The 13,796-nt window shown below is 61.9% G+C and carries 17 protein-coding genes and 1 tRNA gene; 11 read left to right on the top strand and 7 right to left on the bottom strand.

Annotated elements, in window-relative coordinates; translation table 11 throughout:
• Positions 1–9: 9 nt before the first annotated feature.
• The 4 genes from AC4PTT_RS16900 to AC4PTT_RS16915 all read right to left on the bottom strand — a co-directional run bounded on the left by AC4PTT_RS16900 (position 10) and on the right by AC4PTT_RS16915 (position 3,951).
• Entirely contained in the window at positions 10–1,413 is a 1,404-nt protein-coding gene (locus AC4PTT_RS16900) for a PTS galactitol transporter subunit IIC (protein ID WP_113154259.1), read from the bottom strand.
• A gap of 487 nt (positions 1,414–1,900) precedes the next feature.
• Complete coding sequence (locus AC4PTT_RS16905; RefSeq protein ID WP_492161715.1) at positions 1,901–2,230, bottom strand: hypothetical protein; 330 nt, start codon at positions 2,228–2,230, stop codon at positions 1,901–1,903.
• Positions 2,231–2,329: 99 nt separating this feature from the next.
• Entirely contained in the window at positions 2,330–3,343 is a 1,014-nt protein-coding gene (locus AC4PTT_RS16910) for a hypothetical protein (RefSeq protein WP_492161716.1), read from the bottom strand.
• A gap of 533 nt (positions 3,344–3,876) precedes the next feature.
• Positions 3,877–3,951 (bottom strand) — tRNA-Thr (locus AC4PTT_RS16915).
• A 243-nt stretch (positions 3,952–4,194) separates the two neighbouring features.
• On the opposite strand from AC4PTT_RS16915, the gene AC4PTT_RS16920 reads away from it, so the two are divergent.
• The 8 genes from AC4PTT_RS16920 to yacG all read left to right on the top strand — a co-directional run bounded on the left by AC4PTT_RS16920 (position 4,195) and on the right by yacG (position 8,582).
• Positions 4,195–4,398, top strand: a complete 204-nt coding sequence (locus tag AC4PTT_RS16920) for a hypothetical protein (protein WP_113154256.1) — start codon at positions 4,195–4,197, stop codon at positions 4,396–4,398.
• A gap of 254 nt (positions 4,399–4,652) precedes the next feature.
• Entirely contained in the window at positions 4,653–5,942 is a 1,290-nt protein-coding gene (gene murA / locus AC4PTT_RS16925) for a UDP-N-acetylglucosamine 1-carboxyvinyltransferase (protein WP_492161717.1), read from the top strand.
• A 19-nt stretch (positions 5,943–5,961) separates the two neighbouring features.
• Complete coding sequence (locus AC4PTT_RS16930; RefSeq protein WP_206544652.1) at positions 5,962–6,405, top strand: DUF2948 family protein; 444 nt, start codon at positions 5,962–5,964, stop codon at positions 6,403–6,405.
• Position 6,406: 1 nt separating this feature from the next.
• On the top strand, positions 6,407–6,892 hold the full coding sequence (locus AC4PTT_RS16935; RefSeq protein ID WP_113154253.1) for a UPF0262 family protein: 486 nt from the start codon (positions 6,407–6,409) through the stop codon (positions 6,890–6,892).
• Between the two features lie 37 nt (positions 6,893–6,929).
• Positions 6,930–7,376, top strand: coding sequence for an arsenate-mycothiol transferase ArsC (locus AC4PTT_RS16940; protein WP_206544651.1), 447 nt, complete (start codon positions 6,930–6,932; stop codon positions 7,374–7,376).
• A 127-nt stretch (positions 7,377–7,503) separates the two neighbouring features.
• Complete coding sequence (gene infA / locus AC4PTT_RS16945; RefSeq protein WP_006200926.1) at positions 7,504–7,722, top strand: translation initiation factor IF-1; 219 nt, start codon at positions 7,504–7,506, stop codon at positions 7,720–7,722.
• A gap of 28 nt (positions 7,723–7,750) precedes the next feature.
• A complete protein-coding gene (locus tag AC4PTT_RS16950; protein ID WP_113154251.1) occupies positions 7,751–8,383 on the top strand; it encodes a Maf-like protein in 633 nt (210 codons plus the stop codon).
• 1 nt (position 8,384) lies between these two features.
• Complete coding sequence (gene yacG / locus AC4PTT_RS16955) at positions 8,385–8,582, top strand: DNA gyrase inhibitor YacG (RefSeq protein WP_113154250.1); 198 nt, start codon at positions 8,385–8,387, stop codon at positions 8,580–8,582.
• Between the two features lie 112 nt (positions 8,583–8,694).
• Here yacG and AC4PTT_RS16960 read toward each other — a convergent pair whose 3' ends face one another.
• On the bottom strand, positions 8,695–8,997 hold the full coding sequence (locus AC4PTT_RS16960) for a DUF1127 domain-containing protein (protein WP_206547000.1): 303 nt from the start codon (positions 8,995–8,997) through the stop codon (positions 8,695–8,697).
• 195 nt (positions 8,998–9,192) lie between these two features.
• Here AC4PTT_RS16960 and AC4PTT_RS16965 point away from each other — a divergent pair, with 195 nt between their 5' ends.
• The 3 genes from AC4PTT_RS16965 (at position 9,193) to AC4PTT_RS16975 (ending at position 13,040) form a co-directional block, all read left to right on the top strand.
• A complete protein-coding gene (locus AC4PTT_RS16965; RefSeq protein ID WP_113154248.1) occupies positions 9,193–10,155 on the top strand; it encodes a LysR substrate-binding domain-containing protein in 963 nt (320 codons plus the stop codon).
• 70 nt (positions 10,156–10,225) lie between these two features.
• Positions 10,226–11,797 (top strand): exodeoxyribonuclease VII large subunit, encoded by a 1,572-nt coding sequence (gene xseA, locus AC4PTT_RS16970; RefSeq protein WP_492161718.1) that lies wholly within the window; start codon positions 10,226–10,228, stop codon positions 11,795–11,797.
• A 142-nt stretch (positions 11,798–11,939) separates the two neighbouring features.
• Complete coding sequence (locus AC4PTT_RS16975) at positions 11,940–13,040, top strand: GGDEF domain-containing protein (RefSeq protein WP_113154246.1); 1,101 nt, start codon at positions 11,940–11,942, stop codon at positions 13,038–13,040.
• Positions 13,041–13,053: 13 nt separating this feature from the next.
• Here the strand turns inward: AC4PTT_RS16975 and AC4PTT_RS16980 are convergent, their stop codons facing one another.
• Both AC4PTT_RS16980 and AC4PTT_RS16985 read right to left on the bottom strand, forming a co-directional pair.
• On the bottom strand, positions 13,054–13,338 hold the full coding sequence (locus tag AC4PTT_RS16980) for a hypothetical protein (RefSeq protein WP_113154245.1): 285 nt from the start codon (positions 13,336–13,338) through the stop codon (positions 13,054–13,056).
• A 176-nt stretch (positions 13,339–13,514) separates the two neighbouring features.
• Positions 13,515–13,787 (bottom strand): heavy-metal-associated domain-containing protein, encoded by a 273-nt coding sequence (locus AC4PTT_RS16985; RefSeq protein ID WP_222473803.1) that lies wholly within the window; start codon positions 13,785–13,787, stop codon positions 13,515–13,517.
• Positions 13,788–13,796: the final 9 nt, after the last annotated feature.

A 13,796-nucleotide genomic window follows, 5' to 3' on the forward strand; every position in this document is an offset into this window, starting at 1 on the left:
ACTAACCTATTAGCCTTCCTGTGCAGTGTCGTCTTCCGCACCAGCAGCCCGTTCCCAGGCCTGCGTGTTGCGGCGGTAGAGCCAGAAGCACGCCGCGATGAGCGCGGCAAGCAGACCCAGCCCGGCAACGCCGAGATCGCGGATCGCTGCGATGACCACGTAGGAGATCCACAGGAAGCCGTCGACCACCGAGGTGATCTGAACCGCGTTCTCGGGCATCTCGAAGCCGGAATCGATTGCAGCGCTGGTGAACAGCGGCGCAAGCGCGTTGGCAACATAGAAACCGACGGCCAGCGTGACCGTGCCGACGATGACCATGCGGAACACATTGCCGCGCATGAGCGGCGCCGCCATCGCGACGATGAACGGAATGACCGCAAGGTCGGCGAACAGGATCACGCGGTTGCCCGGCAGGATCACCGAAAGGGCGATGGCGATGGGCACCAGAATGAGCGACGACGAGATCGCGGCCGGATGGCCGATGAGGATCGCCGAATCGAGACCGACCAGCAGCTCGCGGTCGCCCGTGCGCTTGCGCACGAATTCCTGTGCGGCTTCCGAAACCGGCAGCAGGCCCTCCATCAGGATCTTCACCATGCGCGGCAGAAGCAGCATCACGGCGGCGAGCGTCATGCCCGTCTGCAGAACCTTGGAGAGAACCGTGCCGAAATCGCCGGCATTGTAATAACCGATGGCGCCGAGCACGAGGCCGATGACCAGACCCAGAACGACCGGCTCGCCGAACACGCCGAAGCGGCGCTCGATGGTTTCGGTCGAGATGTTGATCTTGTTGACACCCGGGATGCGCTCTATGATCCAGTTTACGACGATGGCGATCGGCAGGATCTGCGCGGATGCCAGATGCGGCACCGAAACGCCCGGAATGCCGTAGAATTTCTGCACCGCACGCGCCGACCAGTCGGCGAAGAGAAGCGACAGGGCGGCCATCAGCGCGGTGATGACGAGGCCGTAGCCGAGGCTGCCCGTGGCGGCGACGGCGAGCGAACCGATGAACGCGAAGTGCCAGAAATTCCAGACGTCGACATTCAGCGTGCGGGTCATGCGCGTGAGAAGCAGCACGATGTTGACGGCGATGCCGATGGGAATGACCCAGAGACCGACCGACGAACCAAACGCGATTGCGGCAGCCGAAGGCCAGCCCACATCAACGATATCGCGCTGGATACCCGTGTTGGTGACGATGGCCTGCGCAACATCCCCGATGGAGCCCAGCATGAGGCCGAGCACGAGATTGATGCCGATGAAAGCCACGCCGATGGTGACGGCAGCGCGAAACGCCTTGCCGACCTTGGCCCCCAGAACAACGGCGATGACAAAGATGACGATGGGCAACAGAACCGTTGCGCCGAGTGTGTCCACGGCCGTTTTGAGGCCGCTCAGAAATGCGTCCATTTTCCTCCCCCTGAAACACTGTTCATAACCATTCCCGGAAAGAACATTTGTTTATCTAAATAGACGTAAGTTTATGACTTGACCTCAGCCGGCTGTCAATCGGGGATTCCCGGCCCCAAAATGCGTTTTTCCGGAAAAAATGCACCCTGTGATTTCCGCATAAGCTGCACTCCGTCGCATATTTCAATCACAAGATGAATACGCGGAATGGACGGGGCGATGCAGCTCTTTCAGCATGAAATACCCTTTCTGACCTCCCACGCGGCAACGCCCGCGCCACCTCCGTAAATCAGCCTTGAGAATTCACTTCGCACCGCGTGCGAAGTGTGCCGCCAAAGCCGGCCCTCCCGCCCCCCGGGCCGGCCTCTCCCAAAGTCTTGCCTCACTTCCTGGAAGTGTCGGCGAGGCTTTGGGACCCAATTTCTCAAAAGCGCAACCGCCTCGTACGGCTGCCTGATCCAGGGGTCCGAAAGTGCCCGCAAAACCGCTAACCGACCACTATTCCATTGAAGTGCTTCTCGATGAGATGGCGCAACAGGGCCACTCCAGTGCGGAAGTGGATATTCTGATGGTGCGGCAGGGACCGGTTGACCTCGACCTTCTCCAGGATTGCAAACGCAATCACCCCTTTTTCGGACCGAAGCTCGTCATGAAAGAGCGCATCAAGCGTCTCCGGCTGAAACTTCAGGGCTAGGCTCAGGACCCTGGCGCACTCTCCTGCCTTGCCGGCACGAATGCGGGCATCGCGCCGAAGGATCACGCTCCTTCCGGTGCGTTCTTTGCGTTCGAGAGGCTCGCTTTTGCTGAACAGTCTCACGCCACTCCGCTGGAGCCAGTGAAAAGAAAAGGACGCGATAGAAAGCGACCGTGCCTCTCTGCAAGTCCGCAAGAGAGACGCGGCCTGATCTTGCTCCGCCTATTCTTCCGGGCTGCGCGCGGCGACCCTCGCCCCTGCCTGATAATGGGCGAGCACACCTTCATACCCAAACAGGGATGCCGCGACCCGCGACGCGATGGCGTCGGCCAGATCTCCCTTCGCGTCGGGAACCAGCATTTCTTCCATCCGGGCGGAAACCTGCACTTCACGTGAGTCCGAATCCAGCAGGTGCCAGTAGATCCGAACTTCATCGGACTCGACCTGCACACTGGTCAGCAGCTCATAAACATTGCTGCCTGTTCCATATGTCTCGCGAACGCGGGCGCTCACCGCATCGAGCTTTTCCTCCGGACGCACCCCGACCGAGCGAATTCCCTCCTCCCGGCCGACCTTCAGCCACAGCGCATCGTTCAGCATGTTCGCGAGTTGGGTGGCGTCCGCACTGGAAGGATTTGCACGAGCGCTGTCGAGCAACAGGACAGCGCCGCCACCTCCGGATTTGCCCGGCTGCCCGAGCCAGACCGGTGCATATGTCGACACGGCTAGAGCCGCTGCGGCAAGCAGTGCTGCACCGGCGACCAGAGAGGGGCCTTTGTTGAAGCCCCGGGACAGATTGCTCATGAAGGCGGATGTCGATGAGCGCTTGTCGAATGTTGGAACATAAGCGCCGAGCGGAATGGCAATCTGGACGACATCGCCCTGCCCGGCCTCGGCATAATACTCCCTGAGCGACTTGCGCAATTGCCCGGCGGCAATGCGGACGATGGGATCGACGGTTGCATCGAAATTGGCGTCGCGCCCGAACACATCGACTGCAATGGTGAAAGCCTTGATCCTGTCGGCGCGCCCTGCCACCGTTTCCTCGACCACGAAACGCAGAAACCGCTTGTTGCGGTCGGACGCTCGAAACTCCGGATTCTCAAGAAGGCGCTCCAGGGCGAGAAGGCGCTCGTCATTCGCCTGCTTTTCGCTCGAGGTCTCCCTGGTCAGCGCCACCTCTTTTCCTGTCGCCCGAGCCCCAGCTTCATTGGTATTTTTTTTCTGCAGCATCATCTCTCGCTTTTCGCAAGTTTCGAGAGCAATTGCGGCGCCGGCGTCTGAGCCAGGCACCATCCTCTCCTGTCATTGTTTCAACCGTCGCGACAAACAGGCAGCAGGGCTGCCCGGCGTAAACGGTGCGTATCGATATCGGCGTGCTGCGTGCCACAAAGTTGGCATGACTGTTCGAGTTGCCGTGGCAGGCATGGCAATTCATGCGCTGGCCAGCAGTGTTACGCATTGGAAAACGCACTACGCATTCGACGCCTGCCACCGTGAGAGTCTTCGGGACTCTCCCAATGGCCTGCCCGGATCATGAACACCTCGAATTAAGCCCCGGAGACTGGACCGAACTCCGACACGCAAAGCTGTGCGGTAACAAAACACCGCCATGGCTCGCCCGTCGCCGATGATTCTCAGAATCCGCACCGCGCGGCTTATGAACAAGTAAGCCACCACACGCGAACGCTACGCCGTAAGGCAGCGTGCGCTTACGGTGTTCCTGTGGAAACCGTTAGGTATACTGCATTTATGGATTGGATGATGACTGGTGCTGCCGGAGAGATTCGAACTCTCGACCTCTCCCTTACCAAGGGAGTGCTCTACCCCTGAGCTACGGCAGCATGCCATAAGGCGGAAACGCTGGGGTGACGGATGATGCGTCTGCGTTTCGCTCACCACGAACAGAACTGCGTCTGTCTCTGTGATGCGGCGGACTTCTGCCACAATGAAAAGCATTGCGCAAGCGCACATTCGCATTCAATTGCACAGTTTGATAGAAGCTTGTGAAATTTGCCGCCAAAGCCGGCCCAAACGGCGCTCTCTGCGCGCCCTGAGAAAGCCATAGAAAGGCGGTTTCAACTGACATGGAGCCTCATGTGAGCAAAGCCGATAAACAGAATCCGCCCGTCGTCGGCAGCAAGGGCGATGAAGAACGCAAGAATCGCCTCGCAGCGCAATTGCGCGCCAACCTTGCCCGCCGCAAGGCCCAGGCGCGTTCGCGCCGTCAGGGCGAGGCAGACCAGCGCCCCGAAGGCCTGCAATCGAGCCCGGCGGAATCGGAAGAATAACGGCGTTTCACGACGCATTCCCCGCCTTGCGCAGCGCGCGGCCATGTTTTAGGACCAATTTAAACGAATACGTCTTGCGGCAAACGCTTCGCGGCGTCGCATGCTCCAATTCCGCCGCGATCAAGCATTCCTTTACGATACCGCAAGGCAATCGGCGTATTCAGGCAAGTCGGGGCTGGCAGATCGCTGCCGGCAAATCGGGGACAGCCCACGATCAGACCATGTCGGAACAAGCGCCCGGAAAGTGAGAACGGATGGACCGCATACGCATAACCGGTGGTAACGAGCTGAATGGCACGTTGCCGATTTCGGGCGCCAAGAACGCAGCGCTGCCGCTAATGATCGCGTCGCTTTTGACAGACGACACGCTCACGCTGGACAATGTTCCGCATCTGGCCGACGTCGAAAGCCTGATCCGCATTCTCGGCAATCACGGTGTCGACTATTCGGTGAACGGTCGCCGCGAGAACCAGCAAAAGGGCTATTCCCGCACCATCCATTTCACCGCCCGCAGCATCGTTGACACCACGGCTCCCTACGAGCTCGTCTCGAAGATGCGCGCGAGCTTCTGGGTGATCGGACCGCTTCTGGCGCGCATGGGCGTGGCCCGCGTCTCGCTGCCCGGTGGCTGCGCCATCGGCACCCGCCCTGTTGACCTCTTCATCGACGGACTGCGCGCGCTGGGCGCGGAGATCGAGATCGAGCAGGGTTACGTGAACGCGAAGGCCAAGAACGGCCTCATCGGCAACCGCTACGTGTTTCCAAAGATTTCAGTCGGCGCAACGCATGTGCTGATGATGGCCGCAGCACTCGCCAAGGGCGAGACGGTGCTGGAGAATTCCGCGCGCGAGCCAGAAATCGTCAATCTGGCCGACTGCCTCAACGCCATGGGCGCGAAGATTTCTGGCGCCAGCACGGACACCATCACCATTGAAGGCGTGACCAGCCTTTCGGGCGCGCGCCATCGCGTGATCCCCGACCGCATCGAGACCGGCACCTACGCCATGGCCGTTGCCATGACCGGCGGCGACGTGATGCTCGAAGGCGCGCAGGCAGACCTTCTGGAAGCCGTGCTCGACACGCTGGAACAGACCGGCGCAGAGATCACCCGCACCAACAGCGGCATCCGCGTGCGCCGCAATGGCGCCGGCATCAATCCGGTCGACATCACCACACAGCCCTTCCCCGGCTTCCCCACCGATCTGCAGGCGCAGTTCATGGGCCTGATGACCATGGCCAAGGGGCGCTCGCACATCACCGAGACGATTTTCGAGAACCGCTTCATGCACGTGCAGGAGCTGGCGCGCCTGGGCGCGAATATCTCGCTTTCGGGCCAGACCGCGGTAGTGGACGGCGTTTCGGAGCTGCGCGGCGCGCCGGTGATGGCCACCGATCTGCGCGCTTCGGTATCGCTGGTCATCGCTGCCCTTGCGGCACAGGGCCAGACAGAGGTAAACCGCGTCTATCATCTGGATCGCGGCTTTGAGCGGCTGGAAGAAAAACTCTCCGCCTGTGGCGCAGTGATCGAGCGTATTTCAAGCTGAACCTGAGTGGCGCGTTAACATGGATTTTCTCAAGCTCGTAGCGCTCGACGATGTCGATCTCGGCATACTTTCGGCGCACCTGCAGGACGCGGTCGTCAAGGTTGGCGATCTTGCATTCGAGCCGTCGAACCGGCGCTTTGCAGCGGCCTTCAACCGCTTTGTCTGGGAAAACGAGACCAAGCGCAGCTTCCTGAGACAGTCCCCGCATGAGCGCCGCCGCAGCGTTCTTCACTTCGACCGGGTCCAGTCCGTGCGCACGGCAGGGATCGACCGCAACAGGCCGAACGACGTTCTCTCGCTTCTGGCGATCAACTTCGTCCCCACGCAGGAACCGTCGGGGGTGGTCGAACTGATCTTCTCCGGCGATGCCGCGCTGCGCCTTGATGTCGAGTGTATCGAGGCGCGGCTCACCGATCTCGGCGCGGCGTGGGAAACGCCAAGCCGACCAAGCCACGACGTCTGACATGGCTTGTCCGGACTCCGATACGGCACGTCTGATCGATGTCGAACTCGATGAGTCCGTTGGCCGCGGGACTCCCGATGTCGAGCATGAACGGGCGGTCGCGATCTTCGACCTGGTCGAGGAAAACTGCTTCCGGCCCGTCGGCGACAAGAAGGACGGCCCCTACAAGCTGAAACTCTCTCTTGTCGATTCCCGCCTGGTCTTCGCGATCTCCCGTGAAAATGACGAGGCCGTGGTGACCCATATTCTGTCGCTCACCCCCTTCCGGCGCATCGTGAAAGACTATTTCATGATCTGCGAAAGCTATTACGATGCCATTCGCAGCGCCACGCCCAGCCAGATCGAGGCTATCGACATGGGCCGGCGCGGTCTGCACAATGAGGGATCGCAAACCCTGATGGATCGCCTGAAAGACAAGATCGAGGTCGACTTCGACACCGCCCGGCGGCTCTTCACCCTGGTTTGCGTGCTGCATTGGCGGGGCTGAGGCGCGTCATGTGCACCTGCCACGGCAGGGTGCAGTCATGAGCCCCGGCGTCGCGGAGAAACAGCGTGCGCCGCAATCGGTGTTGTTTCTGTGCGGCATGAACGCCATTCGCTCTCCCATGGCCGAGGCGCTGGCGCGGCAAAGCCTGCCAGCCGGCGTGTTTCTGGCGTCTGCCGGCCTTCGCGCCGGCGAGCGCGACCCCTTTGTCGATGCTGTGCTGGACGAGAAGGGCCTTTCGCTGGGCACGCGCCAGCCGCAGTCCATCGAAGAGCTGGCGGACACCAATTTCGATCTGATCATCACCCTGTCGCCCGAGGCGCATCACCGCGCTCTCGACATGACGCGAACCATCGCGGCTGACGTGGAATACTGGCCGACGATGGACCCCACCGTGGTCAGCGGCACACGCGACCAGATCGTCGCCGCCTACCGCGATGTGCGCGACCGTCTGGCCGCATCCATCGCCCAGCGCTTCGAAACGTGAAACAATTCCGACACAAATTCACGTTTGCCGGGGTTTGGCTTGTTCACAAAGGGTGATGAATGGGCTAGGTTCCGCGCCAAATTCCGGTCGTCGGCCGGAAATATCCTAAAAGAGCCGAAGGTAACGGATGCCAAAGGAAGAAGTCCTGGAGTTTCCAGGCGTGGTCACAGAACTGCTGCCCAACGCAATGTTTCGCGTGAAGCTGGAAAATGAACACGAGATCATCGCCCACACTGCTGGACGCATGCGCAAGAACCGCATCCGCGTTCTGACAGGTGACAAGGTGCTCGTCGAGATGACGCCCTACGACCTGACCAAGGGCCGCATCACCTACCGCTTCAAGTAAGCCGTCTGACGCGGTCGGTGACATTGCAATGAGCGCACTGCAGAAACTCGTGCTGGCCTCTGGCTCGCCCCGCCGCGTCGAACTCCTGCAGCAGGCGGGCATCGAGCCGGACCGCCTTGCGCCTGCCGATATCGACGAAACGCCGCTGAAGAGCGAACATCCCCGCTCGCTTGCCCGCCGTCTGGCGCTTGGCAAGGCGGAGAAGGCGCATGAGCGCCTGACGCAGGATGGCGAGGCGGAAGGTCATTACCTGCTGGCCGCAGACACGGTCGTGTCGGTTGGCCGCCGGATCCTGCCCAAGGCCGAAATGGTGGACGAGGCATCCAACTGCCTGCAGCTGCTCTCGGGCCGCGCCCACCGGGTCTACACCGGGCTTTGCCTCATCACGCCGTCGGGAAAGGTGCGCCAGCGCATCGTCGAGACGCGCGTGCGCTTCAAGCGCCTGTCGCATGAGGAGCTGGAAAGCTATCTCGCTTCGGGCGAGTGGCGCGGCAAGGCCGGTGGCTACGCCATTCAGGGGCTCGCAGGCACGTTTGTCGTCAAACTGGTCGGCTCCTACACCAATGTGGTCGGCCTGCCCCTCTATGAAACGGTCAACCTTCTGGTCGCCGAAGGCTACAAGGTACACTTCAACTGGCTGTCCGGACTGGGAGCGCGCTGAGATGGATCAGGACCAGAAAGAAAAGGTCACGCCGCTGCGCCCCAAGCGTCCCTGCCCGGAATGCGGCAAGGAATCGCTGCGCGCGCACTATCCCTTCTGCTCCAAGCGTTGCAAGAACGTCGACCTCAATCGCTGGCTGTCGGGCAGCTATGTCCTTCCGGGTCGCCCGCTCGATCAGGACGACGACGACACCGCCTGAAGTCTCCACGCATAAAAAAGCCCGGTCCAGAGGACCGGGCAAGTGGCAGGCTGCCGGGGGGAACCGGCATGCGGGAGTCAGGCCTGCTTGGGATCAGAAAAACGCTCGAAACTCACGATTTGTGTCCGGCTGCGCCATGAATGGCCGCCATACGCGCCCGCTCGTGAGCGACGGTCTGTAGCCGTTGCGTCACCTGGGCGCGCGGCACACTGAGCGCGGCGGTATCAACGTCACAACGCGTCAGCCCGATATCGGCAAGCTGCCAGTCGGACATTTCCGAGAGCTGACGCGCGGCGCGGCGCGCGCTCAAGAGGCCCGTGAGTTTGGCGCATAGCGATACCGTGAGCGCACGCACCACGCCAGCCGGCTGCGGGACAGCGGTTACGGCGAGAGCATCGGTGTGTGCGCGTGGCATCGAGCAAATCCTTCATATCGGCGGTGACACTGGGAAACGGCTTGCCCTGACAGGGTTTGGCCAGGGGGTTGGCCAAGGGGTTTAGAAGGGATAGGCGGGCCATTTCCGAAGACAGCGCGATAGTGTCAAAGGCTTATTGATTAGTCGAACGAATGTTTCTAATTTTTATCATCAGCTTCAATGATGGATTGATCCATGGCCGCCCCACTCGACCTCGACCAGCTCGCAACCTTCATCGCGATTGCCGATACGGGAAGTTTTACGCGGGCCGCCGAAGAGGTGCACCGCACCCAGTCTGCCGTGTCCATGCAGATGCGCCGGCTGGAAGAGCGGATCGGCAAGACGCTGTTTCAGAAGGATGGCAGAACCAATCGTCTGACGGAGGATGGCGAGCGCCTCCTGGCCTATGCGCGCCGCATGCTGCGGCTGAACCGCGAGACGCTGGCCGCTTTTGACGATGCCAGCCTGGAAGGCCATATCCGCATCGGCACACCCGATGATTACGCCGACCGCTTCCTGCCGGAGATCATGGCGCGCTTTTCGCGTTCCAACCCGCGTGTCGAGCTCTCGGTCGCCTGCGAACCGACATCCAATCTGGTCGAGCACATCCGCAAGGGAACGCTCGACCTGGCGCTTGTCACGCATGATGATTCCAGAGGCGGATCGGAGCCGGTGCGCCGCGAACCGATCCTGTGGGTCAGCTCGGCCAATCACACGGTCCATGAACGCGAGGTTCTGCCCATGGCGTTTGGGCGGCCGAACTGCCTGTGGCGGCGCACGGCCTGCGCAGCCCTCGAAGAGGAGGGCCGCGACTATCGCGTCCTTTTCACCAGCTTCTCGGCAACCGTCATCGCCACGGCGGTTCTGTCGGGGCTCGCCATCTCGGTTCTGCCCGAATGCGCCCTGCGCCCCGGCATGCGCGTTCTGGGAGAGGCCGATGGCTTCAAGGCGCTGCCCGACTGCCATATCGGCCTCATGCGCGGCCACACCGGGCAGGCCGAGATCATCGACGCGCTGGCGCGCCACATCTCCGAGAGCCTGGACAATCTCTCTGTCCCCGCCTTTCTGGAAGAAAACGGCAGCTATGATTTCAACGCTGCGTTCCTGAATTCGCGCAACAAACGCCTGCGCCCCGGCCATTTGCTGAATGGCTGGTGAGGCGGGCGACGGAGCACGGCAGATGGCGCGGGCTTGACCCCGTGGACCCGGAACGTCTCAATCGGAAATTATGGAAAAGATACGCCCAGCCGATTCGCAGAGCAATGTTGCGGAATTCTCCGTCAGTGAGATTTCGGGTGCGCTGAAGCGCACCGTGGAAGACAGGTTCGGGCATGTGCGCGTGCGCGGCGAGGTGTCCGGCTATCGCGGGCCCCATTCATCCGGCCACGCCTATTTCGCACTCAAGGACGACCGCTCCCGGCTTGAAGCCGTGATCTGGCGCGGCGTCTTCTCCAAGCTCAAATTCCTGCCGCAGGAAGGGCTTGAGATCATCGTCACCGGCAAGCTCACCACATATCCGGGCTCGTCGAAATACCAGATCGTCATCGAAAGCGTGGAGCCGGCCGGCGCCGGCGCGCTGATGGCGCTTCTGGAAGAACGCAAGAAGAAGCTCGCCGCAGAAGGGCTCTTCGAGGACAGCCGCAAGAAGCCCATCCCCTTCATGCCGCGTGTCATCGGCGTCGTCACGTCCCCCACGGGCGCGGTGATCCGCGACATCATCCACCGCATCTCCGACCGGTTTCCGGTTCATGTGCTCGTCTGGCCCGTCCGTGTGCAGGGCGAGACCACGGGCGATGAAGTGTCCAACGCGGTGGCCGGCTTCAACGCCCTGCCCGAAGGCGGACCACTGCCGCGCCCCGACCTCGTGATCGTTGCGCGCGGCGGCGGCAGTCTGGAAGACCTGTGGGGCTTCAACGACGAAGCCGTGGTGCGTGCTGTCGCGGCCTCGGACATTCCGGTCATCTCCGCCGTCGGCCATGAAACCGACTGGACGCTGATCGATCTCGTGGCGGACCGCCGCGCGCCCACACCGACGGGCGCCGCCGAGATGGCCGTGCCGGTGAAGGCCGATCTGGAAGCCTCCGTTGCCCGGCTTTCCGCGAGGCTGAAAGGCGCGGTCTCGCGAGAAGGCGACCGCAAGCGGCAGGCGCTGCAGGCGCTGTCACGCGCCCTGCCCTCGCCCGACCAGCTTCTGGCCCTGCCGCGCCGCCGCTTCGATGAGGCCGCTGGCCGGCTCGGCCGCGCGCTCACCGCTGCGACGCAGCGCAAGCGACTGACCTTCAATGGCGTGCGGCTGTCACCAGCCACGCTGGAGCGCCGTCTGAGCGAGGTGCGACGACGCACCGCAGCCTCCGGCGAACGCCTGCCAGGCGTCTTCCTCGCCCTTGTGCGCGCCCAGCGCACGCGCTTCGACCGCGATGCCGCGCGCGTCTCCCCGACGGCGCTCCGGCAGCGCATCGTGCATTGGCGCGACCGCCTTGCACAGGCCGAACGCCGGGCCGACACACAGGTCGCCATGCAGCTCAAACAGGGTCACGCAAGCGCCGATCAGACCATGCGTCTGGCGAAATCCCTGTCGCACGAAGGCGTTCTGGAGCGCGGGTTTGCGCTGGTTCGCGGGCCTGACGACCTTCCCATCAAGCGGGCGCGCAACATCCAGCCCGGCCTTGAGCTCCAGATACAGTTTGCCGACGGGACCACCCGCGCGGTTGCCGCCAGCGACGGCCGCAAGGTCGCAGCCAGCCCGAAGAAACCCAAACCCTCGGACAAAGGTCCGAAGGATCAGGGGAGCCTCTTCTAGTTCGCCCTGCGTTCATTCGGACGCACGGGGAATGCTCTGGTGCGCGGTTGAAAAATCGGTGACGGGTGCTTCTGGCACACCACCTCTTTTACCGCATTGAAACCTTGTCTACCTAGCGTCCCGAGAGAGCAAGGATAATGCAATGAGTACAGCGCTTCTGATTTCCGGCGTCTTGCAGAATTTGGGTATCGCCGCAATTGCCGCGCTGTTTTACGACATCGTTCTGCGTCGCAGCCCCAATGACGCAACGCGCCACGCATTGATCGCCGTGGTGTTTGCCGCCGGTGCGGTGGGCTCCATGTCGCTGCCCGTGCAGGTGGCGCCCGGCCTCATCTTCGATCTGCGCAACTCCTTCGTAATTCTCGCCATGAGCTTCGGCGGCTGGCTCACGCTCGGTCTCACCACCGTTGCAGCCATCGCTTTCCGCCTGTGGATCGGCGGGGCGGGTGCGATCGCCGGCGCGATCGGCATTCTGGTTTGCGCAGGCGCAGGCCTTGCCTTCGCCATGCTCTTCAAGCGCGAGCGCATCAGCCTTCCGACATTCGGCCTTCTCGGCGCGGTCTCCGGCCTGTCGCTGCTCTCCATGTTCGTTCTGCCATACGAGACGGCAATCGCGCTTCTCTCCAATGTCGGCCCGGTCATGCTGCTCATGAACGTGCTCGGCACCATGCTCGTCGGCGGCATTGTCGAGCGCCAACGCCAGCAATATGAGCGCGAGAACACGCTGACGCGCGAAGCATCCACCGACGCACTGACCCGCCTCGCCAACCGGCGCGTGTTCGACATGCGCGGCCCCAACATCATGGATTCCGCCATGCGACGGGGCGAGGCCTGCACATTGATGCTGATCGACATCGATCACTTCAAACAGATCAACGATGTCCACGGCCATGATGTGGGCGACAAAGTGCTCAAGCATCTGGCTGCACTGGTGCGCGCCAATGTGCGCCAGAGCGACCTTGTGGCGCGTTTCGGCGGCGAAGAGATTGCGCTCGTCCTGCCGATGCATGACGCCAATCGCGGTTTCAACCTCGGTGAGCGCCTGCGCAAGGCCGTCGAAGCCACGCCCTATCTGCACGAGGACGGCGCGGAAATCCGGATCAGCGTGAGCATTGGCGTCTACGCCAACAATGGCGAAGATGCTGCCGAGCCCTTTTCAGCCGCATTCAAGCGCGCCGACATGGCGCTCTACCGGGCAAAATCTGCCGGCCGCAACCGCGTTGAAATCGCCATCGCGGCATAGGACCGGAGCCGCTTCACTTCTGACGCGGATTGCGCCAGCGTTGCAGGAGTTCGGCCTCAATGCCCTTGAAGCCGAAATAGAAGAGCACGATCAAAAACCCTTTCGCGAGAATGGAAAGGAACTGCAGGAGACCGCCATCGGCGATCCCCATCAGGCCGTGCCTGAGCAGAAAATCCAGATTGGCCATGGCCACATTGATGAGCTGAAACGAGAGAAACGCCGTCAGGAAGGCGCACAGCGCCATGACCATGAACAGAAACAGCCAGTGATAGCGTGACAGTCGAAACAGATCTCTCATTCGACTTCCCCGAGCGCCCGTAAACTGCCCGGAGCACCGCAACGCGCGGGCCCGAAACCATGCTCCAAGGATAGGCCGCCGGGCCCGATGCGCAAGCCTGCCCGGTTAACGGCGCTCATGCAAAAGGGCGGCGAACAGAAGCTCACCGCCCTTTGCCATTTCATTGGTGTGTCCGCTCAGGCCGTTTTCACGTCCGAGGGATAGCCGGCCGCGTCGAGCGCCTGAATGACGGCGGCATCGGCGCTCTGGCTGTCGATCTGAACCGTCTTCGTTTCCAGGTCGACATTGACCGCTGCATTCGAATCCACGCTCTTGACCGCTTCGGTCACCGCTTTTGCGCAATGCCCGCACGTCATGTCAGGCACATTCAACGTCACCATTTGCTGCTCCTTCAGGTGAAGATCGTCTCGATTCGATGAAGCTAATCCTTCCAGCAACCGGAAGGTCAATCGCCTTTC

It is taken from the genome of Nitratireductor sp. WH36-1 (genome assembly GCF_058725515.1).

Bases quoted from the DNA above. Each gene is read 5' to 3' on its own strand.
- AC4PTT_RS16900 (WP_113154259.1), bottom strand. From the start codon at position 1,413: ATGGACGCATTTCTGAGCGGCCTCAAAACGGCCGTGGACACACTCGGC.
- AC4PTT_RS16910 (WP_492161716.1), bottom strand. From the start codon at position 3,343: ATGATGCTGCAGAAAAAAAATACCAATGAAGCTGGGGCTCGGGCGACA.
- AC4PTT_RS16920 (WP_113154256.1), top strand. From the start codon at position 4,195: ATGGAGCCTCATGTGAGCAAAGCCGATAAACAGAATCCGCCCGTCGTC.
- murA (WP_492161717.1), top strand. From the start codon at position 4,653: ATGGACCGCATACGCATAACCGGTGGTAACGAGCTGAATGGCACGTTG.
- AC4PTT_RS16930 (WP_206544652.1), top strand. From the start codon at position 5,962: ATGGATTTTCTCAAGCTCGTAGCGCTCGACGATGTCGATCTCGGCATA.
- AC4PTT_RS16935 (WP_113154253.1), top strand. From the start codon at position 6,407: ATGGCTTGTCCGGACTCCGATACGGCACGTCTGATCGATGTCGAACTC.
- AC4PTT_RS16940 (WP_206544651.1), top strand. From the start codon at position 6,930: ATGAGCCCCGGCGTCGCGGAGAAACAGCGTGCGCCGCAATCGGTGTTG.
- infA (WP_006200926.1), top strand. From the start codon at position 7,504: ATGCCAAAGGAAGAAGTCCTGGAGTTTCCAGGCGTGGTCACAGAACTG.
- AC4PTT_RS16950 (WP_113154251.1), top strand. From the start codon at position 7,751: ATGAGCGCACTGCAGAAACTCGTGCTGGCCTCTGGCTCGCCCCGCCGC.
- yacG (WP_113154250.1), top strand. From the start codon at position 8,385: ATGGATCAGGACCAGAAAGAAAAGGTCACGCCGCTGCGCCCCAAGCGT.
- AC4PTT_RS16960 (WP_206547000.1), bottom strand. From the start codon at position 8,997: ATGCCACGCGCACACACCGATGCTCTCGCCGTAACCGCTGTCCCGCAG.
- AC4PTT_RS16965 (WP_113154248.1), top strand. From the start codon at position 9,193: ATGGCCGCCCCACTCGACCTCGACCAGCTCGCAACCTTCATCGCGATT.
- xseA (WP_492161718.1), top strand. From the start codon at position 10,226: ATGGAAAAGATACGCCCAGCCGATTCGCAGAGCAATGTTGCGGAATTC.
- AC4PTT_RS16975 (WP_113154246.1), top strand. From the start codon at position 11,940: ATGAGTACAGCGCTTCTGATTTCCGGCGTCTTGCAGAATTTGGGTATC.
- AC4PTT_RS16980 (WP_113154245.1), bottom strand. From the start codon at position 13,338: ATGAGAGATCTGTTTCGACTGTCACGCTATCACTGGCTGTTTCTGTTC.